Raw genomic sequence first — 24,024 nt, forward strand, 5'->3', positions numbered from 1 at the left:
ATATCACTACCCGAACCATGTGTAGCCCGCAACTCCGGATTGGCATATACATTGAAACCTAGAACGCCGTCTTTGTTCACAAATCTCACAATACCGTGACTGGGATCTATTACATCCCAATAATCAGTGCTGCCATATTGAATTCTCGTACCCTATCCACTCTTGGAAGTAACAAATTTATCAGGAAGATCAAGGCCTTTCCTAGGCCCTCATGGGTAATCCCCGCCATTTTTAGCGATTGGCAGAAGTAGGAACACTACGCGGCCATGGCTAGCCGCTGTTTTGGGGTAAATTCGCCCAGTGCCATATTTGGGCGTTCGTGATTGTAGGACCACATCCACTGCGTGGCGACGCGCTGTACATGGTCCAGATCGTCCCAGTGATATTGGGACAGCCATTCGTAGCGCACGGTCCTGTTGAACCGTTCGACGTAGGCATTCTGTTGCGGCTTGCCCGGCTGAATATATTCGAGCATTTATGCCCCATGCCTCGGCCCAATCGACAATTGCCGCGCTCAGGTATTCGGGTCCGTTATCGCACCGAATGGCCAAGGGCTTTCCCCGCCAGCCGATGATCTGCTTGAGTGTGCGGCTCACGCGCTCTGACGGCAACGAGAAGTCAGCCTCAATGCCCAGCGCCTCGCGGTTGAAGTCGTCAATCACGTTGAACACGCGGATGCTGCGCCCATGGGCAAGCTGGTCATGCAGGAAGTCCATTGACCATACCTGGTTCACATTGGAGGGCACGGTCAGGGGATCAGGCGTCTGCCGCATCCGCCCTTTGCGCGGCTTGATACGCAGGTTCAGTTCGAGCTCGCGATAGATCCGGTACACGCGCTTATGGTTCCAGCCCCGGCATAGCTCAGGAACGGCAAGACCAGCCTCCACGCGCTTGATGGCTTCAATGATCTGGCTATCCGTAAATCTCGACTCCTTCATGCGGTAGAACTCCTCAACGAGAAAATTCTACTTCTGACCTCATCGCTTTTGCGCGGGATTACCAATCCGGTAACAGGAGCAACCGGCGCACGCGAGCGTGCTCAGCCATGGCCCGCGCATAGTGGAGACGTGCATCGGCATACGGACGTAAAAATGCCGCTATTGCCGCGGCTGTCCGCTCCTGTTAACTCCGGCTGTCAGTCCGGTCGATCGTTGGTGCGATCGAAGGGCAAGTATACGGTGATCAGGCCCCAAAGGGTTGTCCCATGCCGGGAGATTCTTGTCTCACTGCGAATCAGGCTTTGATGCAATTCAAAAGCGCAAGTTCTGCAGTCATAGCCAGGCCTGAGTCAAGCGAGAAAATGGACCCTGGAGACTTATTCGCATCGCCGCCACTGGCCGATGCGAACGCGCGATATTTCCAACGTCTATTGCAAGCGCATAGGCTTCAAACCCAGTGTCTGGCAAGCAAATAGCCCAGGACCAGAAACGAATAAATCTAGCCTAGAAACCAAACAGCCGAAAAGACCGGCCGGTCATCACCTTGCTTACACCGGACTATGATTTATATCAAGCTGACACTGGCCAGCTTAATCCGCCCATTCCCCACAAGAAAAACAAAACCCCGATACCACACTCCGTGGCCGGGCCTCCCAATTTCTATCGAATCAAACGTAGTCTGGCACGTTAAATTCCGCGCGGGAAAACCTCAGAGTCTGACATGTTAAATTCTCGACAGCCGATTTACCAATCACACCTGCAAGCACGCCTCAAATACTGGATATTAAGACTGGGGCACTGTCAAAACAGGCTCTCCGTACAAAGATATGCTTGCACATCTCGCAATAAAACCAGCTCGCATATCATTAATTTCTATACCAACACTGCCATCATCTAGCATAGACAACAATGCATTCAACTCGCTGCCACTCCATTGAATAGGCCCGGCGATGTAGGTGCAGTAGAACAGACTTAATCCGACGGGTTCCATTTCACGGCTCGGAGATTCCAAACGCAAAATCAACCTATCATGGTCGCCATTAAAAGAGTTAAACGATACTCTCCCCCCTTGCCAGAGTTTTAATTGTTTATTCAACAAATCCAGGTCTTTTTGTGTGATCTTCATTTTAGCGCCCCACATTCACCTACCGACCGTTGAGAAAGAATTGCGTCTTATTAAAGAGTTGATCATTACCCATTATCCAATTCAACTCGCATTTCGTATACCCCCCTATTTCCTGACCCCTAAAATTAACACGAGAACCAATCCCCTGCCCCCCCATTCTCGCAACAGCAGGCATTTCCTCAAGTGAATTCACAACACCATTCAAATTAAATAGAAAGCTCCTGAATCCATCCATCAAGAAATCGATATTGGATACCAAAATCCTTTCTCGCAGGCAAAGCGCTATTAAGCATATTTAGACCCCCGCCCACATAAAAACGATAAATTTTCGCATTTTTATCGGCGGCAAATTCTCGCAACGACCATCGCCCATCTGTGCGCGTTAGACCCAAACCTAAATCGCAACCTTCTACAATTGCCCGCCTGCCGCTTTGACTTAACCCCATCGCCTCGCCCAAAAAATACGGATAGCCTCCCATCAGCACCAACTGGCCGCTGCCATCCTTGGGCATGGTCAGGTAATAGACAAACGCCAGATCCGAACCTTCGTGATAATGCGCATGCACTGCATCCTTGGCCTGCCCAGACCGCTGCATCACGAACCACATGGTATGGTCGCGCCGGGCCTGCCGCACCTGGTCGCCGTAGACCTGCGCCGCATAGTCGTCGCATTCCTCCAGAATCAGCTGGCGGATGGCCTTGAGTTGAGGATTGCGCGTGCGCTTGAATATGCCCGTGTCGTAACGGGTATAAAGTGTTTCCAGCGTGGCCGACCGCTTCTCGTCGTTCAATAGACGGCCCTGGTTGCGCTCCGAAAACGCCTGTAGAGCGTCATGCAGCCCAGCATCCACCCGACCGCTTTCGCGCAGGTTGTAATGCATGATCGGAGTGGGCCACAACCATTGGATTTCGCGGGACATGGATAAACCAGGCAAGCACACGCGGCGCGCCTTTCGCGCCGCTACATTCCTAAGTTATCCCCCCGGCCTATAGTCAGTTTAGGGGTGGAAATCAAATATTTCCTTCGACAACGAAAAAAAAGGCGCCACGGTAGCGCCGGCGCTCTCGCCTGACCTGCGAAAACCTACTGATCGACCAACTTCATGCCGCAGTTCGTCTGCCCCACCTTGCAAAGCCCGCCGAACCACTCGCGCCCGCCGCTTGCATGCCCTTGGCGTGTTCGATAATCGTGCAACAGCATCGCAAACGAGCACTACGCGGCACTGGCACCCTTCGGAACAAATAATGCGTGCGCGCCATTGGCCAGGTATGCCCCGTTCACGCCATCGAATCTGCGTGCCGCGTCCGGCCATGCAATGAATTTCCGGTCAACCCTGGTTCCGCGCTGACCGGTGGCCGCGTCGATGGTTACCAACTTCTCCGCGCGCGCCTTTGCCTCGCGCAGCACGATCGCCACGAATGCCTCGGTATCCTCGTCATCCGCCGGAATTGACGCCCGCAGCTCGCCGTTGAGAACGGAATCCGGAAGAAAGTCCGCCGCTCTTGACCTCAAAAGGCTGACCAGCCCTGATCCCACCAGCGCGTAGATCCACCCCTTTCCCGAGGGATGACGTTTCACGTAGCGATTGTGAAAATCCGCTTCGGAAATGATGGAGGAATCCACGATCGTCACGTGAACCCCTTCACACGCATCGATTCGAGTCCTGTATCCCGGCCGCTCGACGTCCGGCTGCTCCTGCATGTTGATGAACCGGATCGAGGGGCGGGCTTTCATGAGCGCGCCGGCGAATTCAGCCTCATCCACTGAAGTCATGAATAAGCACTGTTGAATCATCCTGGAGCCGGCCACGGGTCGCCCTATTCCGGTTCCGTAATGGATGCCCACGCCAGGGTCAGCGGCATGAACCCAGCCCTCACCGATCCACCGACTTCATGTCGCAGGTCGTCTCCTGCACGTCGCACAGTCCCCGGAACCACGCCCGCCCCGCCAGTTGTTCGCCCTTGGCGCGCTCGACGATCTCGTCCTGCGGCGAGCGCTTGCGGTCCACCAGGTAATCCAGCAGTACCCAGTCCTCGTGGCAGGCGCGGATGCCCTGGATCTTGCCCATTTCGGTCAGCCAGTCGCTGCCCAGGTCCACCAGGCGCTGGCTGGCGGCGTCGGGCCAGGCATAGCCGCGCGCGGATTGGATGCCGACCCGGGCATCGTCGGCGCGGATCCAGCCTTCGCCCTTGTAGAGCTTGCGCGGCGCGCGCTCCGGATATTCTTCCTCGTTGTAGGCATCGCTGGCGTTGGCGATCCTGAGCCAGCCGTCCCTGGCTTCCTTCACGTCGAAGGTGACGCTGTACGAATACTCCGGCTCGCCGGCGGCGGGCCTGGCGGGGATCTGGCCCAGGGCCTTGGCGCTGGCGGACGGCGCATCGCGCACGGTGATCGAGGGCTTGTCGTAGTTGGCCCAGGCGCTGAAGGCGCAGGTGGTCGCGCCCGCGGGGGCTTCGGCTTGGGCAGAGGCGGCGATGACCGGCGGCGCGGCCAGCAGCGCCAGCGTCAGCGCGGCGATCGAAGCGGTCAGACGGGGACGAATGTGCATGAAGACTCCAAAGCGTCGACGATCCGGGCCCGGCCGGTCCCCGACATCCCGCAAGCCGGATTGCTATCCAACTGACGAGCGGCGGTCCACCGGCGGGGGGTTTCTGTTTATCGGGCAGTTCCGCGACTGTATCAAACCCGCCGCAGGCGGCCGCTTCAGCGGAACCGCAGGTGCCGGCGCTGCAGCTCCGCCACCGTCCGGCAGCCCATCAGCTTCATCGCGCGCTCGATCTCCACGCGCATCTGTTCCAGCGCCCGCTCCACGCCGGGCCGTCCGGCGGCGGCCAGCGGGAACAGGTAGTAGCGGCCCAGTCCCACCGCCTTGGCGCCCAGCGCCAGCGCCTTGAGCACGTGCGTGCCACGCTGCACGCCGCCGTCCATCATCACGTCAATGCGGTCGCCGACGGCGTCGACGATCTCGGCGAGCTGGTCGAAGGCGCTGCGCGAGCCGTCGAGCTGGCGGCCGCCGTGGTTGGACAGCACGATGCCGGTGCAGCCGATGTCGACGGCGCGTTGGGCGTCCTCGACCGACATGATGCCCTTCAGGCAGAACTGGCCGCCCCACTCGCGCACCATGGCGGCGACATCGTCCCAGGTCATGGCGGGATCGAGCATCTCGGTGAAATAGCGGCTGATGGACATGGCGCCGCCGCCCATGTCGACGTGGCCGTCGAGCTGCGGCAGGCGGAAGCGCTCGTGGGTGGCGTAGTTGATGGCCCAGGCCGGCTTGATGGCGAACTGGGCGATGCCGGCCAGGTTCAGGCGGAACGGGATGGCAAAGCCCGTGCGCTTGTCGCGCTCGCGGTTGCCGCCGGTGATGCTGTCGACCGTCAGCATCATGACCTGCACGCCGGCGGCCTTGGCGCGCGCCATCATGTCACGGTTCAGGCCGCGGTCCTTGTGGAAGTAGAACTGGTAGACCTGCGGGCCGCCGCTGATCTGGCGCGCCTCTTCCAGGCTGACGGTGCCCAGCGACGACACCCCGAACAGGGTGCCGAACTTGCCGGCGGCGGCGGCCACGGCGCGTTCGCCGTCGTGGTGGAACAGGCGCTGCAGCGCGGTGGGCGAGCAATAGACCGGCATGGCCAGCTTCTGGCCCATGACGGTGACGGACATGTCCACATCCGCCACGCCGCGCAGCACGTCGGGCACCAGGTCGCAGGCCTCGAAGGCCTCGGTGTTGCGGCGGTAGGTGGTCTCATCGTCGGCGGCGCCGTCGATGTAGTTGAAGATCGGGCCGGGCAGCCGCTGGCGCGCCATGCGGCGAAAGTCGTGGAAATTCTGGCACTGGTTCAGGCGCATCGGGGGACCTTTGTCTACGCTGCACGGACTACCGGAATGCCCCTTGCGACCCGGGCATGATGGGCCGAATTGTACCGGGGACGGCGTCCCATCACGCATAACAGCTTTGCCATCCGGGTGGAGCCTGCCGCGGCGCGGAAATCCTAGACTGGCCGCACTTCACAGCAGTCAAGGAGAAGGCGTTGCAGCCGCTGTTATCAAACCTGAAAGTGCTCGACCTGAGCCGCGTGCTGGCCGGCCCCTGGGCCAGCCAGATCCTGGCCGACCTGGGCGCCGATGTCATCAAGGTCGAGCGGCCCGGCCAGGGCGACGACACCCGGTCCTGGGGGCCGCCCTTCCTGAAGGACGAGCAGGGCCAGGACACGGCGGACGGCGCCTATTTCGTGGCCACCAACCGGGGCAAGCGCTCGATCACGCTGGACCTGCAGACGGCCGAGGGCCAGGCGCTGGTCAAGCAGCTGTGCCGCGACGCGGACGTGGTGCTGGAGAACTACAAGGTCGGCACGCTGGCGCGGCTGGGGCTGGACTATGCGTCGCTGTCGGCGATCAATCCTCGCCTGGTGTATTGCTCGGTGACGGGGTTCGGCCAGACCGGGCCGCGCGCGGCCGAGCCGGCCTACGACTTCCTGATCCAGGCCATGGGCGGGCTGATGAGCGTGACCGGCGAGCGCGACGACCGGCCGGGCGGCGGGCCGCAGAAGGTGGGCGTGCCGATCGTCGACCTGACCACCGGCGTGTACGCGGCGCTGGGCATCGTGGCCGCCCTGCTGCGGCGCGCGCAGACCGGCCAGGGCGAGTACATCGACGTGGCCATGCTGGACGTGCAGGTGGGCCTCCTGGCCAACCAGGCCATGAACTTCCTGCTGGGCGGGCGGGTGCCGCGCCGCACCGGCACGGCGCACCCGAATATCCAGCCGCAGCGCACCTTTGCCTGCGCCGATGGCGACATCGTCATCGTGGTGGGCAACGACGCGCAGTTCGCCACCCTGTGCGAGGCGCTGGGCCAGCCCGGCCTGGCGCGCGATCCGCGCTATGTCAGCAACAGCCAGCGCGTGAAGAACCTGGACACGCTCGATCCGCTGCTGGACGCCATTTTCATCGGCGAGCCGCGCGCCCACTGGCTGGACCTGCTCAAGCGGGCCGGGGTGCCGGCCGGCTCGATCAACACGGTGCCCGAGGTGTTCGAGGACCCGCAGGTGCTGCACCGCGGCATGCTGCGGCGCCTGCCCCACCCCGCCGCCGGCGAGGTGCCGCAGGTGATGAACCCGCTGCGCTTTGGCCAATCGGCGCTGCGGGTGGACCGCGCGCCGGCGCTGCTGGGCCAGCACACCGACGAGGTGCTGGCCGAACTGGGACTGAGCGCGGCGCAGATCCAGGACTACCGCGACCGCAAGATCATCTGACCGGCCCCACAGACCGGACCACAAGGAGACACACCATGACCATGCCGGAAAACCTGGCCGGGCCCTACACCGCGCTGGACGTGCGCATCGACGCCGGCGTCGCCACCATCCTGCTGGCCAATCCCCCCGTCAACGCGCTCAGCACCGAAATGATGAACGAGCTGTCGTGGGTGCTGGACCGCATTTCCGAGACGCCCGAGGTGCGGGCGGTGGTGCTGTCGGGCCAGGGCAAGACCTTCTGCGCCGGCGCCGACCTGAAGAACCGCGCCGCCACCATCAAGGGGCCGGGCGACCTGCCGCAGCATTCGCGCCGCACGCGCGAGTGCTTTCATGCGATCCGCGAATGCGCCAAGCCGGTGGTGGGCGCCATCAACGGCGCGGCGCTGGGCGCGGGGCTGGCGATCGTGGCCTCGTGCGACATCCTGCTGGCGGCGTCCGACGCGGTGGTGGGCCTGCCGGAGATCAACGTCGGCCTGCTGGGCGGCGGCCGCCATGGCATGCGGCTGTTCGGCCATTCGCGGCTGCGGCGCATGATGCTGACCGGCCTGCGGGTGGACGGCACCGAGCTGTACCGGCTCGGCGTGGTCGAGGAAGCGCTGCCGGCGGACGCGCTGATGCCGCGCGCGCTGGAACTGGCGCGCGAGCTGGCGTCCAAGAGCCCGCTGGCGACGATCCTGGCCAAGCAGACGCTCAACGCCATCGAGGACATGAGCCTGCGCGACGGCTACCGCTACGAGCAGGACATGACGGCCGCCATCGCCAAGACCGAGGACGCCATGGAAGCGCGCCGCGCCTTCCTGGAAAAGCGCGCGCCGGTGTTCCAGGGCCGTTAGCGGCACGGCCCCACGCATAACAGCTATTGCGGCGGCGCCGTAGGTGCAAGGCCCGGCGCTGCCTACACTTCGCAAAAAAAACCAAGGAGACGACATGACGAGCGCGTTGGACGGCGTGAAGGTGCTGGACCTGAGCCGGGTGTTTTCGGGGCCGTGGGCGGCGCAGATGCTGGCCGACTTCGGCGCCGACGTGATCAAGGTCGAGCGCCCCGGGCGCGGCGACGACGTGCGCCACCAGGGCTATCCCCTGCCCGGCCGCGACGGCGCGCCGAGCCCGCAGACCTCGTCGTTCGTGGCCATGAACCGGGGCAAGAAGTCGCTGACCATCGACATCTCCCGGCCCGAGGGCCAGGCGCTGGTGCGGCGGCTGGCGCGGCAGGCCGACATCGTCATCGAGAACTTCAAGGCCGGCGACCTGCGCCGCTACGGGCTGGACTACGCCGCGCTGGCGGCGCTCAATCCGCGCCTGGTGTATTGCTCGATCACCGGCTTCGGCCAGAGCGGGCCCTACAGCCACCTGCCCGGCTATGACCCGATCTTCCAGTCCATGAGCGGACTGATGAGCGTGACCGGCGTGCCCGACGGCGAGCCGGGCGCGGGGCCGGTCAAGGCGGGCTACTCGGTGTCGGACCTGACGGCGGGCTTCTATGCGGTGTGCGCCATCCTGGCGGCGCTGCGGCACCGCGACCAGGTGTCGGGCGCGGGCCAGCACATCGACCTGGCGCTGCTGGACGCGCAGATCGCCGCGCTGTCGCACATCGGCATGAACTATCTGGCCAGCGGCCAGTTGCCGGCGCGCATGGGTTCGGCCTCGCAGATCACCGCGCCGTTCCGCGCCTTCGAATGCCGGGACGGCCACCTGATGGTGGCGGTGGGCAACGACTCGCAGTTCCGCGCCTTCTGCGAGGTGATCGGGCTGCCCGAGCTGGGGCGCGATGCGCGCTTCGATACCAACCCCAAGCGCGCCGCCGCGCAGCCCGAACTGTCGCGGCTGATCGAGCCGGCGCTGCGCGCCCGCGGCGTGCAGGACTGGAACCAGGCGCTGGCGGCGGCCAACGTGCCTTGCGGGCCGATCTACACCATGGACCAGGTGTTCGAGGATCCGCAGGTGCGCCACCGCGGCGTGCTGGGCAGCGTCGAGCATCCTCGATTGGGCGCCGTGCCGGTCATCCGCAACCCGATCCATTTTTCCGGCACGCCGATCACGGGCGGCCTGCCGCCGCCGCTGCTGGGCGAGCACACGGCCGAGATCCTGCGCGCCGAACTGGGGATGTCCGACGACGAGATCGCCCGGCTGCGGGCGGAGGGCATCGTATGAGCGGCGTCGACCATGACCTGATCGAAGAGATCCGCGACAGCGCGCGCGACTTCCTGCAACGGCGCGACCAGCGCCAGCGCAAGCGCGCCGCGGCGCCGCCGGACCGCGACTATTGGCGCGAGATCGCCGAGGTCGGCTGGCTCGGCATGAGCGTGCCCGAGGCGCTGGGCGGCCTGGGCCTGGACTGGCGGGCGATGGCGGCGGTGCTGGAGGAAGCCGGCCGCGCACAGTTGCCCGAGCCGCTGGTCGGCGCCGGCGTGCTGCCGGCGGCGCTGCTGGCGCGGATCGCGCCGGTCGATGCGGCGCGGCGCGACGCGCTGCTGCAGGCCGTGTGCGCGGGCGAAACGCTGCTCGGGCTGGCCTGGCAGGAAACGGAGGGCCAGCTGGAGGCCGGCGAGGCCGCCACGGCCTTCGGCGTCAGCGTGATCGAACGCGAGGGCGCGTACGTGCTCAATGGCGAGAAGCGCCACGTGGTGCCGGGGGCCGGCGTCGATGGCTGGCTGGTCACGGCCGATGGCGAGCGCGGCACCGCCCTCTTCTTCGTCGCGGCCGGCACCCCGGGCGTGACCGCGCAGGTCCACGCGCGCGCCGACGGCGCCGCCGCCTGCCACCTGGCGATCGAGTCGGCCGTGGTGCCGGCGGACGCGCTGCTGGCGCGCGACGGCGTGCTGGACGCGGTCGACGAGGCACTGGACCTGGGCCGCCTGATGCAGTCGGCGGAACTGGTGGGCGTGGCGCGGCAGGTATTGGCCGATTCGGTGGCCTACCTGAACACGCGCCAGCAGTTCGGCCGGCCGCTGGCGTCGTTCCAGGCCTTGCAGCACCGGCTGGTGGACGCCGCCATGCAGGTCGAACTGGCATCCAACAGCCTGCTGGATGCGCTCGACACACTGGCCGCGCAACCGGACGACGCCACCCTGCGCAAGACGCTGGCCAGCCGCGCCAAGGCCCGCGCCGCGCGCGCCGGCCTGGAGGCGGCGCGGCTGGCGATCCAGCTGCACGGCGCCATCGGCTACACCGAGGAATGCGACGTCAGCCTGTATTTCCGCAGCGCGCTGCACCTGGCGGCCTGGTTGGGCAATGCCGCCGCCCATCGCCAGCGCTACGGCGCGCTGGCGGCGCTGCCCGCGCCCGGCGCCGATGACGACGACGCCGCGCCCATCACGGACTTCCCGCGCGAGGCCGACTGGAACGGCATGCCGGAAGCCGACTTCCGCCGGCTGGTGCGCGGCTTCTTCCGCGCCCACTACCCCGAGCACCTGCGCCACGCGCCGTGGCGGCTGCATTGGGACGAAATCAAGGACTGGTATTTCACGCTGTCGCGCCAGGGCTGGATCGCGCCGTCGTGGCCGCGCGAGCACGGCGGCATGGCGCTGTCGCCGGCGCGCCAGATCGCCTTCATCGAGGAAGCCGAACGCCACGGCGTGGCGCGCGCGCCGGACCAGGGGCTGGTGATGCTGGGGCCGATCCTGATCCGCCACGGCACCGAGGAACAGCGCGCGCGCTTCCTGCCGGGCATCCTGTCGGGCGAGGCGGTGTGGGCGCAGGGCTATTCGGAGCCGAACGCCGGCTCGGACCTGGCTTCGCTGCGCTGCGAGGCGCTGGTGGACGGCGACGACCTGATCGTGAGCGGCCAGAAGACCTGGTCGACGCTGGCGCAGGACGCGACCCACATGTTCATGCTGGTGCGCACCGACAAGACGGTCAAGAAGCAGGCCGGCATCAGCTTCCTGCTGGTGGACCTGGCCAGCCCGGGCGTGAGCCGCCGTCCCATCCGCACGCTGTCGGGGCACGAGGAGTTCTGCGAGGTGTTCTTCGACCAGGTGCGCGTGCCGCGCGCCAACGTCGTTGGAGAGCTGAACGCCGGCTGGGGCATCGCCAAGGCGTTGCTGGGCTTCGAGCGCCTGTTCAGCGGCAGCCCCAAGCACGCCAACCATGCCCTGCAGCAGATCTTCAGCATCGCGCGCCAGCGCGGCCTGCTGGCCGACCCGGCGTTCGCCGACCGGCTGGCCGAGCTGCGGCTGGACGCGGCCGACCTGACCGCCATGTACAGCGTCTTCGCGGAACTGGCCAAGGCCGGCCGGCCGTTGCCGCCCGAGCTGTCGCTGCTGAAGGTCTGGGCCACCGAGACGCACGAGCGGCTGGGCGCGCTGCTGATCCAGATCGCCGAGGAATACGGCGGCGCGGCGATGCGGCTGGGCTATGGCAACGGCCAGGTGCACGCGCTGGCGCCGTATGTCAACGCGCTGGCGGCGACCATTTTCAGCGGCACCAACGAGATCCAGCGCAATATCTACGCCAAGCAGTTGGGGCTGGAAGGCGCATGACAACGACGCGCCGGCCACGAGCCGGCGCCACAGGAGAGAGACAGAATGAACAAAGCTACCGCACTGACGGCGGCCGCCCTGCTGCTGGGCGCCGCCTTTGCCGCCCCGGGCCAGGCCGCCGCGCCCTGGCCGAGCCAGCCGATCCGGCTGATCGTGCCCTACCCGCCCGGCGGCTCGGTTGACAACCTGGCGCGGCTGCTGGCGCCGGCGCTGGGCCAGCGGCTGGGCCAGACCATCGTGATCGAGAACAAGGCCGGCGCCAGCGGCACCATCGGCGTGGACGCGACGGTGCGCGCCACGCCCGACGGCAACACCTTCGGCTTCGGCGTGCCGGGCGCCATCACCGGCCTGCCGCACGTCATGAAGGTGCCGTATGACGTGTCCAGGATCCAGTACGTGTCGCTGGTGGCGCGCATCCCGCTGGTCATCGTGGTCAACCCGTCCCTGCCCGACGCCACGCTGGCCGATTTCGTCGCCAGCGCCAAGCGCCAGCCCGGCAAGTACAACTATGGTTCGGCCGGCAATGTCACCACGCCGCACCTGGGCGGCGAGCTGCTCAAGCAGCAGACCGGCATCGACATCATGCACGTGCCGTACAAGGGCGCCTCGCCCGCGGTGACGGCGCTGCTGTCCAACGAGGTGCAGATGTTCCCCGGCGACGCCTCGGCGGTGCTGGGCTTCATCAAGGCCGGCAAGCTGCGCACGCTGGCGGTGGCCAGCCCGACGCGCTTCGAGGGCCTGCCGGACGTGCCGACCACCAGGGAGGCGGGTTTTCCCGGTGTGATCGTGGAATCGAACTACGGCATCATCGCTCCCACCGGCACGCCGCCGGAGATCGTGCAGAAGATGTCGCGGGCCATCGCCGAGACGCTGGCCGAGCCGGCCCTGCGGCAGAAGATGATCGACCAGGGCGCCATACCCACGGCCACCACGCCCGAGGCCTACCAGGCGCTGATGCAGGCCGAGTCGAAGAAATGGGGCGAGGTGATCCGGCGCGGCAAGCTGGGGCTGGAATAGTCCCATGCCGGCCCGCTTTTGCCGTACCCTTATGCCGTCTCTTTCGTTGCCGCCTTATCCATCATGCCGCCTGCCAAAGCCACGGGCCTGAGCCTGGACGTCACCGCCGACCTGCACAAGTGGCGGGCCTTCCTGGCGATCGCGGAACTGGGCAGCATCTCGCGCGCCGCCCTCTATCTGGACCAGGACCAGTCGGTGCTGAGCCGCCGCATCAACGCGCTGGAACGCGAGTGCAACGCGCGGCTGTTCAACCGCACCGGCCGCGGCGTGCACCTGTCGGAAGTGGGCGAACGCCTGTTTCCGCTGGTGCGCACGCTGCTGGGCGATGCCGAGCGGCTGGAACTGGAGCTGAACGGCGAGGCGCGCGAGCCGGCCGGCGAAGTCACGCTGGGGCTGCTGCCGTCCACCGCGCATCCGCTGATCCGGCGGCTGTTCTCGCGGCTGCGCAAGCAGTTTCCCAAGGTGCACCTGAAAATCCTGGAAGGCTCCAGCGGCCAGATCGAGGAATGGCTGACCGACAGCCGCGTCGACATCGCCATCCTGTACCGCTATGGCGACAAATGCCCGCCGGGCGAACAGGCGCTGGCCTCGGTCGATTCGTACCTGGTGGGCGCGGCCGGCGACCCGCTGACGCGCGGCGGCGAGGTCGCCTTTGAGCAGTTGGACGGCCTGCCCTTCATCCTGCCCGGCGCGCCCAACGGCCTGCGCAATGCGCTGGACGGGCTGGCGCGGGCGCGCAAGATCAGCATCGCGCCGCTGATCGAGGCCGATTCGCTGCCGCTGATGAAGTCCATCGTCGAGCACGAACACATGTACACGGTGCTGCCGCTGCATGCGGTCTGGCAGGAAGTGCAGGAAGGCCGCCTGGGCATCGCCGCGCTGCGCGATCCGGCCATGGGACGCATCATCTCGATGGCGTTCGCCCGCGCCAAGGGGCCGGGCCGCACCGTCACCGAAGTGGCCGCGCAGATCCAGAGCCTGGTGCGCGAGATCGGCGGCGAAGGCGTGTGGCACGCCAGCCCCTGACGGGGCCGGCGCTTCAATCGAAGCCGTAGAGCCGCGCGGGATTGTCGACCCAGACCTTGCGGCGCAGGGCGTCATCGCCCAGCCAGCGCTGCGCCACGGCCACCAGGGCGTCGGCGGACGGCGCCGACGCGCCCATGCGCACGAACGGCCAGTCCGAGCCCCACAGCACCTGGTCGGGGTTGGCGGCGACGAAGGCGTCGTGGAGGTAGCGCGCATTCTCGTAGTCCGGCGCGCTGCCGACGCGGCACAGCGTCAGCTTCATCCACAGGCGGCCGTCGGCCAGCAGGCCGCGCAGCAGCTGGAACGCCGGGTCCTGGTCGCCACGCGCCGGGACCAGGCTGCCCAGGTGGTCGATCACCAGCGGCAGGTCCAGCTTCGCCAGCGCCGGCAGGTGGCGCAGATAGGTATCGCAAGGCGCCCACAGCTGCGCGTGCAGGCCGTGGTGTTTCATGCGCGGGGCCAGCGCGGCGACCTGGTCGAACCCCACGCTGCCCGGAAACAGATTGCCGGCGGGATCGCGGGCCTCGACGAAGCGCAGCCCGCGCACGCCGCCGTCATACAGGGCCCGCAGTTGCGCGTCGCTGACCGAGGGGTCGGCCACCGCGATGCCGCGCAGGCGGTCGCCGCCCTGCGTCAGCGCGTCCAGCAAGGCATCGGGATGCGTGCCGTAGGGCGCGGGCTGCACCAGGACGCCGCGCGCGGCGCCCAGGGTGTCCAGCATGCGCAGGTAGCGCTGCGCCGGCGCGTCGGGCGCGGCGTAAGAGGACGGATGCCACAGCGGGAAGCGCTCGTAGGGGCCGAACACGTGGCAGTGCGTGTCGCAGGCAAGAGGCGGCAACGGTTCGGTGGGCGCTTGTGGCATGCGCGGCGTCTCGACGCTGTCGGGCGCGTAGGGTTGCGTGGAGTCGGCGGACGCGGTCATGCCTTGCCCTCCCCGACCAGCGGCGCCAGCCGGCTCAGCGCCGGCCAGCCGTCCTGTTGCGGCAGGTCCAGCGGCGCGGGCGCGTCGTCCGGCATCGGAATCTCGTGCGCGTTCAGCGTCATCGACACCATGGTGTAGTAGCCGATGACGGCGGTCAGCTCGACCACGCCGACGGCGGCCCAGCGCTGCACCGCCTCGGCGTACAGGGCGGGCTCGACCTGGCCGGTCTCCTGCAGTTGGCGGGCGTAGGCGTAGACGATCTCGTCGTCGCGGTTGTCGAATACGGGTTCGCGCCGCGCCTGGATGGCGTCCAGCACCGCATCGGCAATGCCGGCGGCGCGGGCGGCCTGGGCGTGGATGTGCCATTCAATCTGGCTGTTCCAGCGGCGCGCGGTGACCACGATGGCCAGTTCGCTGACGCGCGGCGGCAGGCTGGTGCCAAAGCGCAGCAAGGCGCCCAGCGCCTGCCAGCGCTCGGCCAGTTCGGGGTTGTGCAGCGCGGCGCGCAAGGGGCCGACCAGCCGGCCGCGCGGGCCGGAGACGATGCGTTCGTAGACGCGCCTCTGGTCGTCGCTCATGCTGTCGGGCGTGGGCAGGGGAATGCGGCTCATCATGGTCCTTCGCTCAAGGTGTTTCGTCGGGTTGGCTGCGCGCAACCGAGGGCCGCGCACTGAAGTCCTGGTGCCAGGCGGCCAGCGCCGGATGGCCGTCGCGCCAGGCCAGGTCCGGGAAACGATAGTCCAGATAGGACAGCGCGCAACCGATGGCGATCAGGCCCAGGTCGAAGCGGCTGGCGCGCAGGGCTGGCGCCTCGGCCTCCAGCACGGCCAGCACCGCGCGGGTCTTCAGCGCGAAGGCGTCGAGCCAGGCCTGGGTCTGCTTCCCGGCCGGCTTGTTGCGCTCCTGCCGGTACAACAGCAGCGCGTCCAGGAAACCGTCGCCCAGCGCCTGGCGGCGCTCGGCCAGCAGGCGCGCGGCCGGGTCCGCCGGCAGCAGGCCGGCGCCAGCCAGGCCGTCCAGGTAGGCGCAGATGACGCGCGAGTCGTAGACCGGCGTGCCGTCGTCCAGCACCAGCGTCGGCAGCTTGATCAGCGGGTTGTCGGCCACCAGGTCGAGGTTGGGCTTGTCCATGGCGACCGGCGTGCGCACCAGCGTCACGCGGTCGGCAATGCCGGCTTCGTACAGGACGATCATCACCTTGCGCACGAAGGGCGAGCGCGGCGACCAATGCAGTTTCATCAAGAGGCTCCCAGGAGATTCAATATCGTGATGCGGTTCAATGGCCCTGCGCGGGCCGCACCGCCGGATCGTTGGCGGCGTCCGGCGCGCGCATCTGGAACAGGTCGCTGGTGTGCGCGTACCAGCCGGCGCCGTGCATGCGGCCCAGCAGGCGCAGCGCGGGGGTGTCCACATGGAAGCGCTGCGCGTCCAGCAGCGCGTCGTCGCGCAGGTACAGCGCCACCACCCGCGCCAGCACGATGACGCGTTGCGGCGCGGCGTCCAGCACCTGCCACACGCGGCATTCCAGCGCCGCCGGGCTGAGCGCGATGCGCGGCGGCGCGACCACCCGCGAGGGTTCGGTCGCCAGCCCGGCGCGGGTCAGCTCATCGACGTCGGCCACGTAGTCCAGGCTGGTGTGGTTCATCTGCGCGGCCAGTTCGGCCGACACCAGGTTGATGACGAACTCGCCGGTCTCCAGGATGTTGCGCGAGGTGTCCTTCAACTGCCCGCCGCGCGGACCGATGCCCAGCGCCACGATGGGCGGGTCGCTGCTGACCACGTTGAAGAACGAGAACGGCGCGGCGTTGCGCTGCCCCTGCGCCGACTGGCTCACCACCCAGGCGATGGGACGCGGCACCACCACGCTGGAGAGCAGCTTGAAGGCGTTGGTGGCGCTGAGTTCGCTGAAATCGAAGTTCATGGATGCGTTCCTGGTGACCGGCGCCGCGTCCGCGACTGGCCGGCGGCCGTGGGCACGCGGGGTCGTGTGTCCGGTGACCCTGTGTTCATTTGGCCAGCAAGCCCAGCGAGCCCAGCAGCCGGCGCATGTCGGCCTGGTCCTTGGCGACGTAGGCGTCCGCTTCCCGCGGCGACAGCGCCATCAGCGCTATCGCCTGCTCCTGCATGACGCGGCGGTAGTCGGGATCGTCGTTCACGGCCCGGACGGCGTCGCTCAGGGTGCGCACGATGTCAGCGGGCGTGCCGGCCGGCGCGGCCAGGCTGTACCAGGTGGCCGCGTCCGCGCCCGCCACGCCGGCCTCGGCCAGCGTCGGCACGTCCGGCAGCAAGGGCGAGCGCTTGTCCGACGCATAGGCCAGCGCCAGCAGGCGCCCCTGGCGGATGAACGGCAGGCTGGCCGACAGGTTCAACATGGCCAGGTCGGTCTGCCCGCCGACCACGTCATTGATGGCGGGCGAGGCGCCGGCATAGGGAATGTGGTTCAGTTGCACGCCGGCGACTTGCTGGAACAGTTCGGCGCCCAGGTGCGTGGCGCCCCCCACCCCGGCCGAGCCATAGCTCCACTTGCCGGGTTCGGCCTTGGCGCGGGCGATCAGCTCGGGCACCGAGCGGATGCCGCGCGACGGATTGACCACCAGCATGATGGGCTGCACCGCCACCACCGAGCAGAAGGCGAAGCCCTTGACGCCGTCGTACACGGTCTTTTGCATCAGCGGCGTGACCACGTGGCCGGCCGAGGTGCCCAGCAGCAGCGTGTAGCCGTCCGGCTTGGCGCGCGCCACGAAGCCGGTGCCGATGGAGGCGCCGCCGCCGGGCTTGTTCTCCACCACCACCGGCTGGCCCAGGCGCTTTTCCAGCGCCCGCGCGAGGCTGCGCGCCACCACGTCGGCGGGGCCGCCCGCGGCGTAGGGATTGACCAGAACGACGGGCCGATCGGGATAGGCCGCCGCCGCGGACGCGGCGCCGATGGACAGGGCCACCGCCGCCAGCAGGGATCGAAGCATCAATCGCATGGGATTTCCTTCCAGGGGCCCGGCCGCGGGGCGGGCCGGGAGCCGGGGCCTCAATCGGCGCGCGCGCCGGACTGTTCGATGATGCGCGCCCACTTCGCCGTATCGACGCGGATGCGTTCGGCGAAGGCTTCGGGCGTGCTGTGGGTGGTCTGGATGCCGTAGCCGGCCATGCGCTCGACCATCCGCGGCGACGTCATCACCGCCTTGATGTCGGCGTTCAGGCGGTCGATGACGGGACGCGGCGTGCCCGCCGGCGCCAGCACACCGGACCACAGGCTGACCTCGTAGTCCTCGAACCCCGGCGTCTCCGACATCGACGGCACGTCGGGCAGCGCCGCCAGCCGCTGGCGGCTGGTCACGGCCAGCGCCCGCACCTTGCCCTGCCGGACCTGCTCGATGAAGTTGGACGAGGTGTCGATCATCATCGAGATGCGGCCGGCCAGGAAGTCGTTGATGGCGCCCGAGGTGCCCTTGTAGGGAATGTGGCGGATGTCGGCATGCGCCGCCGTCTTGAACATCTCGCCGGCCAGGTGGCTGGTGGTGCCGTTACCCGAGGAGCTGAAGGTCAGCTCACCCGGCCGCTGCCGCGCCAGTTCGGCCAGTTCGGCGACCGAGCTGACCTTCAGGTCGGGGTTGACCACCAGCAGGTTGGAGGTCAGGTTGGTCATCGACACCGGCGCGAAGCTGCGCTGCGGGTCGTAGCGCAGCTTGGGGTACAGCGACGGGTTGATGGTCAGCACGCCCATGGTGGAGTACAGCAGCGTGTAGCCGTCGGGCGCGGCGCTGGCCACGGCCTCGGCGCCGATGGTGCCCCCCGCCCCGCCGCGATTCTCCACCACCACGGTCTGGCCCAGCTTTTCGCCCAGGCCCTGAGCCAGCGAGCGCGCCATCAGGTCGGTGGCGCCGCCGGCCGGGAACGGCACGATCAATTTGACCGGCCGGTCAGGATAGGCCCCGGCCGCCACGGCCGCCGATATCAGGCCCGCGCCGAGCCACAGGCTGACCGCGGTCAGCGCACTTGCCATTCTCATGCTGTCTCCACCCTGGGGGTTCTTGTGTTTGCAGCATGGTAGGCGCGGGGCGGCCATGGCGCTATGCGCGGGATCGCATATCTGCTTTGTGCGGACACCGCGCGGGCCGGCGCCCGCCGGCGTGGGTAACGGCTACCCCTGAACGGCGTGCGGCCGGGATCGGGTATCGTCTGAACCTGGCCCATCCGCCCGCGCCGTTCGCAATGCCCCAACGCCCCGACCTGTTCTCGCCCCCCTCCCGCCAACGCGCCGCCCGCGCCAATTCACTGCTGTGGATCCTCGACCCGCTCGAGCGTGATCCCGGCTATCTGCGCCGCAAGATGTTCGGCTGCGACGCCGCCTACCTGGACGGCGCGCTGTACCTGGTGGTGGCCGACCGCGACATCCCCTGGAATGGCGTGATGGTGTGCACCTCGCATGACCGCCACGCGGCGCTGCTGGCCGATATGCCCAGCCTGCTGCCGCACCCGGAACTGGGCAAGTGGCTGTACCTGCCGCAGACCGACGAGGCGTTCGAGACGCTGGCGGCCCGGTTGGTGGAACTGGCGTTGGCGCGCGATCCGCGCCTGGGCGTGGCGCCCAAGCCGCGGACGCGGCGGCGCAAGTCCTGGCGGGGCGAGGAATAACGCGGGCCGGCGCGCCCTTGCGCCGCGCGGCATGCCCTGACGGCTGCCATCATGGCGACGGGCGCGAAATCATCCGAACGCTGCGGTGAAACGATAAAGCGGCCGAATTGGCTCACATCGATCCGGCCCGGTCGCCAAACACCTCGCGCCAGGGCCGCGACAGCACCTCGGCGTCCGCCGTCGACAGGTATTGCGGAGCCCCGCGCGCCATGGCGGCGAACAGCAAGGCGTCGCTGGCCCCGTCCCACGGCGCCGCGAGCGACTCGTCGACCTCGCCGTCCTCGTCCACTTCGCGAATGAACGCGGCGTCGCCATCGACGGCCTGGGCGCGTTGCCGCAGCAGGCCATGGATCTGCAGCAAGCCGCCATGTACGGGCGAACGCGCCCCGCCCCGGCGGCGCGCGGCGGCCAGCACGCCATACCATTCCGATTGCGGCGGCGTATCGTCAGGCGTGGAGACGCCCTCTTCGTCTTTCGACCAGCGCTCCCAGGCGCGGCCGTAGCGCTCCCAGCCATCGGCGGGCAGATCGGCGCCCAACGCCCGCGCCTGTTCGCGCGTCAGTTCGGGAATGCGGGCCAGGATGTCGACCACCGCCTCGCCGTGCGGGCCAAACAGCGTGCCCAGCGGCAGCGGTTGCAGCAGTTCGATCGCGGCGGCGCGCCAGTAGCCGGGTTGCGCCACCAGGCCGGACATGTCGCCCAGCTGCGCCACGCGCACGCGCCACAACTGCCCGGGCCAGCGGCGGCCCAGCGTCATGGTGGCAATGGATTGATCGACGACCAGCCAGGGCGGCTCGGCGCGCGCCAGCCGGACGAGGTTGCCGGCACGTTCAAGCGCCATGTCGGGATCGGCGGCGTCGAACCAGAAACCGTCGCGGTCGGAGGAAGCGGAATGGGTGGGAAGCGTCATGGCCGTCATTATCGATGCAAAGCGGCAGGGCAAACCGTCGGCCCGTCCCTGAACGGACCCGGGCATTTCGCCGCGCGGACTGAGGCGCCGGCCGCGACGCCGGCGCCTCAGTCCGCGGCGGCGCGCTCGGGCGCCAGGGCCGCTTCCAGCCGGTTGCCGCCCAGGGACTTGGCGCGATACAGCGCCAGGTCGGCGCGCGCCAGCGCATCGGCCAGTGGCGGCACATCCTCGTCGAAATAGGCCAGGCCGATGCTGACCGTGGCGGCGATGCCCAGGCCGTCGGCCGGGTTGGCGATGGTGGTGGCAAAGCGCCGGGCCGCCGCCGCCCCCAATTGATGAGCGCGGCGCGCGTCATCGCCCGCCAGCAGCGCGGCGAATTCCTCGCCGCCAAGGCGCGCCAGGATGACCTGCGGCCCGAGCGCGTCGCGGGCCACGGTGGCGAACGCCGCCAGCACCAGGTCGCCGGTGTGGTGGCCGTAGCGGTCGTTGATGGCCTTGAACTGGTCCAGGTCGAACGCCAGCACGGCGACAGGCTCGCGCCCCGCGCTGGCCGCGATGAGGCGCGCGCCCTGCTCGAAGAACCAGCGGCGGTTGCCCAGCCGCGTCAGGTAGTCGGTCTGCGACTCGTGCACCAGTTGCACGTGGGTTTCCTCGCGGATCAGCTTGATCAGCGTCATCGGCAGCAGCACCGAATACAGCACCCCTTCGTACATGGTGATGTTGCTGGCCAACAGTTGCACCGAGGGCCCCTCGGCGGCCACCCACCACGGCAGCAGGAAGGCGCGGCCGAAATAGATCAGCGCGTGCACGCCGGCCACCGCCACGGCGAAGTTGCGGGTTTTCGGCATCCCCATGGAATCGCAGCGCAGCAGTTCCCACGCGGTCAGGGCGCTGACGAGGGCGATGGGCAAGGCGCTGACGTATTTCCACACCACGTCCTGCCCCGGCACGCCGGCCGCCAGCCAGATCAGCGCCATGACCGCCAGCAAGCCCATCGAACGCTTGCGGTAATGGCGCCCGCTCAGCGAGGCGACGCTGTCCAGCACCAGCAGGTAACCGCCAAGGATCACCAGGTTGCTCAGCGGCGCGCCGAGCGCGGCCGGCAGGTCGGCGCGGAACAAGGCGCAGATACAGCCCAGCGCCAGCGTGCCGAAACCGGCCGCCAGGATGCCCAGCGAGCGACTGCGGTGGGGGTGGGTTCGATACTCCCAGAACGTCAGGCCGGCACTGGCCAGCAGCGTCCCGATGGTAATGAAGTACAGGGTGAGGAGATCGACGTGCATCTCGGCCGGAAAGAGGTGGCACGCCAGGAGGAAATTGCGGCGGCGTTCGCAATTTTAGGGGGAAATCCGCCGCGGATAGGTGACGGGAAAGCGGTCGCCCGGGGTCATAAGTCCCCAATTTGACCGCGCTCCCGGCGGGACGTCAGAATCGGTAGGTCACGCTCCCGATCACCGTGCGGCGGGTGCCGAAGAAGCAATCGCCGCGGGCGAGGCAGGTTCCCACGTACTGTTTGTCGAACAGGTTGGTGACGTTCAGCGCCAGGCGCATGGGGCCCGCGTCGTAGGCCAGCACCGCGTCGTACAGGGTGACGGCGGGCACGCCGTTCTGGCCGGTGCCGTCATCGCTGCTGCCGTTGTAGCGCACGCCCGCCCCCGCCAGGAAGCCCGGGGTTCCCATCACGCTGAAACGGTAGTTGGCCCAGAACGACGCCATGTGTCGGGGAATGCTGGCCAGTTGACGCCCCTGTTCGGCTGGCGTGCCCTTGGCCACCTTGGCGTCCAGGAAAGTGTAGGTGGCCACCAGATCGACGTTGCCCAGCGACGCCAGCGCTTCCAGTTCGGCGCCCTTGGTGCGGGCCTCGCCCACTTGCACCGTGTCGGCAATGCCGTTGACCACGCCGGCGACCTTGCGGTTTTTCTCGGTCATGTCGAACACGCTGGCGGTGACCGTCAGGTTTTCGCCCGGCGGCTGGTACTTCAGGCCCGCCTCCCATTGCTTGCCGCGCAGCGGCTTGAACGCCTGGTTGGCGCGGTTGAAGCCGGCCAGGCCCTGGAACGATTCCGAGTAGCTCAGATAGGGATTGAGGCCGGCCTCGGAGCGGTACATCAGGCCAAAGCGCTTGCTCATTTCGCTGTCATCGCGCGACCCGGACGGCGTATCGTCCACCGACGCGCGCGAGCGGTCATGGCGCAGCCCCAGCATCAGCAGCCAACGCTCCCATTCGAGCTGGTCCTGCATGTAGAGGCCCAGCTGGTTGCCGCGCGAGGTCGGCGCGCTGACCGTCGAGGTGGGCGGCGTGAAGTTGCCGTACACGGGGTTGTGCACGTCGATGGGCGCGACCGTGCCGCCCACCCCCTGGCGCGCATCCAGCACCGAGCGCTGGTAGTCGATGCCGGTCAGCAGGGTGTGGCGGATCGGGCCGGTCTGGAACTTGAACTGGCCCTGGGTGTCGACCACGAACTGCTTGAGGGTCGGCTGGTTCTGGTAGATCACGCGGCGCAGCAGCGTGTCGCTGCCCGGCACCCAGCCGTGGCCGGCGCCGTTGAAGCCGGCGGTGTAGATGCTGCGATAGTCGACCTCGCTGTGCGTGTAGCGCAGGTTCTGCCGCACCGTGACGTTGTCGTTGAAGGCGTGCTCGAACTGGTAGCCCACCGCGCTCTGCCGGGCGGTGTACTTGTCGAAGTCGGGTTCGCTGACAAAGAAGTCCTGCGGGATGCGGCCGGCCGGCGTGCTGGTGAGCGTGCCGCGCCAGGGGAAGAAGCCGACCATCGATCCGCTATTGTCTTTCTGGAAATTGGCCAGCAGCGTCAACGAGGTGGCGGCGCTGGGCCGCCAGGTCAACGACGGCGCGATGAAATAGCGATCGTCGTCGACGTATTTGACCGAGCTGTCGCTGTCGCGCCCCAGCGCGACCACGCGATACAGCCACTTGCCGTCTTCGTCGATCGGGCCGGTGAGGTCGGCCTGGATCTGCTTGCGGTTGTGGTTGCCGTAGCTGACGCCGATCTCGCGCATCGCCTCGGGCTGCGGCCGTTTGCTGATCTGGTTGACGATGCCGCCGATGGCGCCCTGCCCGTACAGCATGCCCGACGGCCCGCGCAGGATCTCGATGCGCTCCAGCGCGTAGGGATCGGGCCGGGTGTTGTTGTAGGACCCCACGGCGTTGAGCAGGCCGTCGAGGTATTGGGTGGAATCGGTGCCGCGGATCTTGATGGAGTCGCCGCGATTGTCCGGCCCGAACGCGCCGGCCGTAACGCCGGCGGTATAGCCCGCCGCCTGCTGCACCGACTGGGCGCCCTGCAGCGTCATGCGATCCTGGGTGATGACGCTGATCGACTGCGGCGTTTCCATCACCGGCGTGTCGGTCTTGGTGGCGGTGGCGGCGCGCTTGGCGACAAAGCCCTGCACGGGGCCGACCGCGGTCTGTTCGACATCGCTGCCCGTGACGGTGACGGCGGGCAAGTGGACCTCGGCAGGGGCGGACTGCGCCAGGACGGCGCCCGGCAGGCCCAGGCCGAATACGATCAAAGGCAATTGCCGGGCCCGGAAATGCACCGGGCGCCGGCGGGACGAAAGGCGTACAGCCATGGAAACTCCGCTAGCATATGAATGGCAATAAGAACCAGTCTTATTACATGTTGAGGCGGAATTATAGTCACACTGTTTCAGCTAAATGCCAGGGACGGGCCGCCGCGCCAGAAATACCTGGTGGCAAATCGTGG

The 24,024-nt window shown here is 67.5% G+C and carries 21 protein-coding genes and 1 pseudogene; 7 read left to right on the forward strand and 15 right to left on the reverse strand.

Annotated elements, in window-relative coordinates; all coding sequences use genetic code 11:
* Positions 1 to 256 precede the first annotated feature (256 nt).
* From ABFG95_RS02335 to ABFG95_RS02360, 6 genes and pseudogenes are all read right to left on the reverse strand, one after another.
* A pseudogene (locus tag ABFG95_RS02335) lies at positions 257 to 851 on the reverse strand (IS3 family transposase); the annotation flags it as partial.
* Between the two features lie 871 nt (positions 852 to 1,722).
* Positions 1,723 to 2,064, reverse strand: coding sequence for a hypothetical protein (locus ABFG95_RS02340; protein WP_278991830.1), 342 nt, complete (start codon positions 2,062 to 2,064; stop codon positions 1,723 to 1,725).
* A 206-nt stretch (positions 2,065 to 2,270) separates the two neighbouring features.
* Positions 2,271 to 2,984 carry a hypothetical protein gene (locus ABFG95_RS02345; RefSeq protein ID WP_278991829.1) on the reverse strand — a complete coding sequence of 238 codons (714 nt, stop codon included), beginning with the start codon at positions 2,982 to 2,984 and terminating at the stop codon, positions 2,271 to 2,273.
* A gap of 293 nt (positions 2,985 to 3,277) precedes the next feature.
* On the reverse strand, positions 3,278 to 3,838 hold the full coding sequence (locus ABFG95_RS02350; protein WP_348995400.1) for a hypothetical protein: 561 nt from the start codon (positions 3,836 to 3,838) through the stop codon (positions 3,278 to 3,280).
* 100 nt (positions 3,839 to 3,938) lie between these two features.
* Positions 3,939 to 4,613: a hypothetical protein gene (locus ABFG95_RS02355; protein ID WP_348995401.1), complete on the reverse strand. Its 675-nt coding sequence runs from the start codon at positions 4,611 to 4,613 to the stop codon at positions 3,939 to 3,941.
* Positions 4,614 to 4,768: 155 nt separating this feature from the next.
* Positions 4,769 to 5,914, reverse strand: a complete 1,146-nt coding sequence (locus ABFG95_RS02360) for an alpha-hydroxy acid oxidase (RefSeq protein WP_348995402.1) — start codon at positions 5,912 to 5,914, stop codon at positions 4,769 to 4,771.
* A gap of 182 nt (positions 5,915 to 6,096) precedes the next feature.
* Here ABFG95_RS02360 and ABFG95_RS02365 point away from each other — a divergent pair, with 182 nt between their 5' ends.
* From ABFG95_RS02365 to ABFG95_RS02390, 6 genes are all read left to right on the forward strand, one after another.
* On the forward strand, positions 6,097 to 7,317 hold the full coding sequence (locus ABFG95_RS02365) for a CaiB/BaiF CoA-transferase family protein (RefSeq protein WP_049073302.1): 1,221 nt from the start codon (positions 6,097 to 6,099) through the stop codon (positions 7,315 to 7,317).
* 41 nt (positions 7,318 to 7,358) lie between these two features.
* Positions 7,359 to 8,150 (forward strand): enoyl-CoA hydratase/isomerase family protein, encoded by a 792-nt coding sequence (locus ABFG95_RS02370; RefSeq protein ID WP_336728047.1) that lies wholly within the window; start codon positions 7,359 to 7,361, stop codon positions 8,148 to 8,150.
* A 94-nt stretch (positions 8,151 to 8,244) separates the two neighbouring features.
* The gene (locus ABFG95_RS02375; RefSeq protein WP_348995403.1) at positions 8,245 to 9,468 is read left to right on the forward strand and encodes a CaiB/BaiF CoA-transferase family protein; all 1,224 of its coding nucleotides are present in this window, start codon (positions 8,245 to 8,247) and stop codon (positions 9,466 to 9,468) included.
* On the forward strand, positions 9,465 to 11,795 hold the full coding sequence (locus tag ABFG95_RS02380) for an acyl-CoA dehydrogenase (RefSeq protein ID WP_348995404.1): 2,331 nt from the start codon (positions 9,465 to 9,467) through the stop codon (positions 11,793 to 11,795). The genes ABFG95_RS02375 and ABFG95_RS02380 overlap by 4 nt, the downstream gene beginning before the upstream one ends.
* A gap of 45 nt (positions 11,796 to 11,840) precedes the next feature.
* Positions 11,841 to 12,812, forward strand: coding sequence for a tripartite tricarboxylate transporter substrate binding protein (locus ABFG95_RS02385; protein ID WP_175144476.1), 972 nt, complete (start codon positions 11,841 to 11,843; stop codon positions 12,810 to 12,812).
* Positions 12,813 to 12,875: 63 nt separating this feature from the next.
* On the forward strand, positions 12,876 to 13,838 hold the full coding sequence (locus ABFG95_RS02390) for a LysR family transcriptional regulator (RefSeq protein WP_049073298.1): 963 nt from the start codon (positions 12,876 to 12,878) through the stop codon (positions 13,836 to 13,838).
* Positions 13,839 to 13,851: 13 nt separating this feature from the next.
* On the opposite strand, the gene ABFG95_RS02395 is transcribed toward ABFG95_RS02390, so the two are convergent.
* The 6 genes from ABFG95_RS02395 to ABFG95_RS02420 form a co-directional block, all read right to left on the reverse strand.
* The gene (locus ABFG95_RS02395) at positions 13,852 to 14,760 is read right to left on the reverse strand and encodes an amidohydrolase family protein (RefSeq protein ID WP_348995405.1); all 909 of its coding nucleotides are present in this window, start codon (positions 14,758 to 14,760) and stop codon (positions 13,852 to 13,854) included.
* Entirely contained in the window at positions 14,757 to 15,371 is a 615-nt protein-coding gene (locus tag ABFG95_RS02400; RefSeq protein ID WP_059273023.1) for a carboxymuconolactone decarboxylase family protein, read from the reverse strand. Before ABFG95_RS02400 ends, ABFG95_RS02395 begins: the two co-directional genes overlap by 4 nt.
* Before the next feature lie 13 nt (positions 15,372 to 15,384).
* Positions 15,385 to 15,999 (reverse strand): glutathione S-transferase family protein, encoded by a 615-nt coding sequence (locus ABFG95_RS02405; RefSeq protein ID WP_020928206.1) that lies wholly within the window; start codon positions 15,997 to 15,999, stop codon positions 15,385 to 15,387.
* 37 nt (positions 16,000 to 16,036) lie between these two features.
* Positions 16,037 to 16,681 (reverse strand): flavin reductase family protein, encoded by a 645-nt coding sequence (locus ABFG95_RS02410; RefSeq protein ID WP_049073295.1) that lies wholly within the window; start codon positions 16,679 to 16,681, stop codon positions 16,037 to 16,039.
* A gap of 85 nt (positions 16,682 to 16,766) precedes the next feature.
* The gene (locus tag ABFG95_RS02415) at positions 16,767 to 17,723 is read right to left on the reverse strand and encodes a tripartite tricarboxylate transporter substrate binding protein (RefSeq protein WP_254600960.1); all 957 of its coding nucleotides are present in this window, start codon (positions 17,721 to 17,723) and stop codon (positions 16,767 to 16,769) included.
* Positions 17,724 to 17,782: 59 nt separating this feature from the next.
* Positions 17,783 to 18,763, reverse strand: coding sequence for a tripartite tricarboxylate transporter substrate binding protein (locus ABFG95_RS02420; RefSeq protein ID WP_026382972.1), 981 nt, complete (start codon positions 18,761 to 18,763; stop codon positions 17,783 to 17,785).
* A gap of 203 nt (positions 18,764 to 18,966) precedes the next feature.
* Between ABFG95_RS02420 and ABFG95_RS02425 the strand changes: the two genes are divergently transcribed.
* A complete protein-coding gene (locus tag ABFG95_RS02425) occupies positions 18,967 to 19,389 on the forward strand; it encodes a hypothetical protein (RefSeq protein WP_068951235.1) in 423 nt (140 codons plus the stop codon).
* Positions 19,390 to 19,501: 112 nt separating this feature from the next.
* Here the strand turns inward: ABFG95_RS02425 and ABFG95_RS02430 are convergent, their stop codons facing one another.
* The 3 genes from ABFG95_RS02430 to ABFG95_RS02440 form a co-directional block, all read right to left on the reverse strand.
* Positions 19,502 to 20,299 carry a hypothetical protein gene (locus ABFG95_RS02430; protein WP_348995406.1) on the reverse strand — a complete coding sequence of 266 codons (798 nt, stop codon included), beginning with the start codon at positions 20,297 to 20,299 and terminating at the stop codon, positions 19,502 to 19,504.
* A gap of 107 nt (positions 20,300 to 20,406) precedes the next feature.
* The gene (locus ABFG95_RS02435; protein ID WP_348995407.1) at positions 20,407 to 21,582 is read right to left on the reverse strand and encodes a GGDEF domain-containing protein; all 1,176 of its coding nucleotides are present in this window, start codon (positions 21,580 to 21,582) and stop codon (positions 20,407 to 20,409) included.
* Positions 21,583 to 21,724: 142 nt separating this feature from the next.
* A complete protein-coding gene (locus ABFG95_RS02440) occupies positions 21,725 to 23,890 on the reverse strand; it encodes a TonB-dependent siderophore receptor (RefSeq protein WP_312474731.1) in 2,166 nt (721 codons plus the stop codon).
* Positions 23,891 to 24,024: the final 134 nt, after the last annotated feature.

Source organism: Achromobacter sp. HNDS-1 (genome assembly GCF_040084795.1).
GTDB lineage: Bacteria > Pseudomonadota > Gammaproteobacteria > Burkholderiales > Burkholderiaceae_B > Achromobacter > Achromobacter ruhlandii.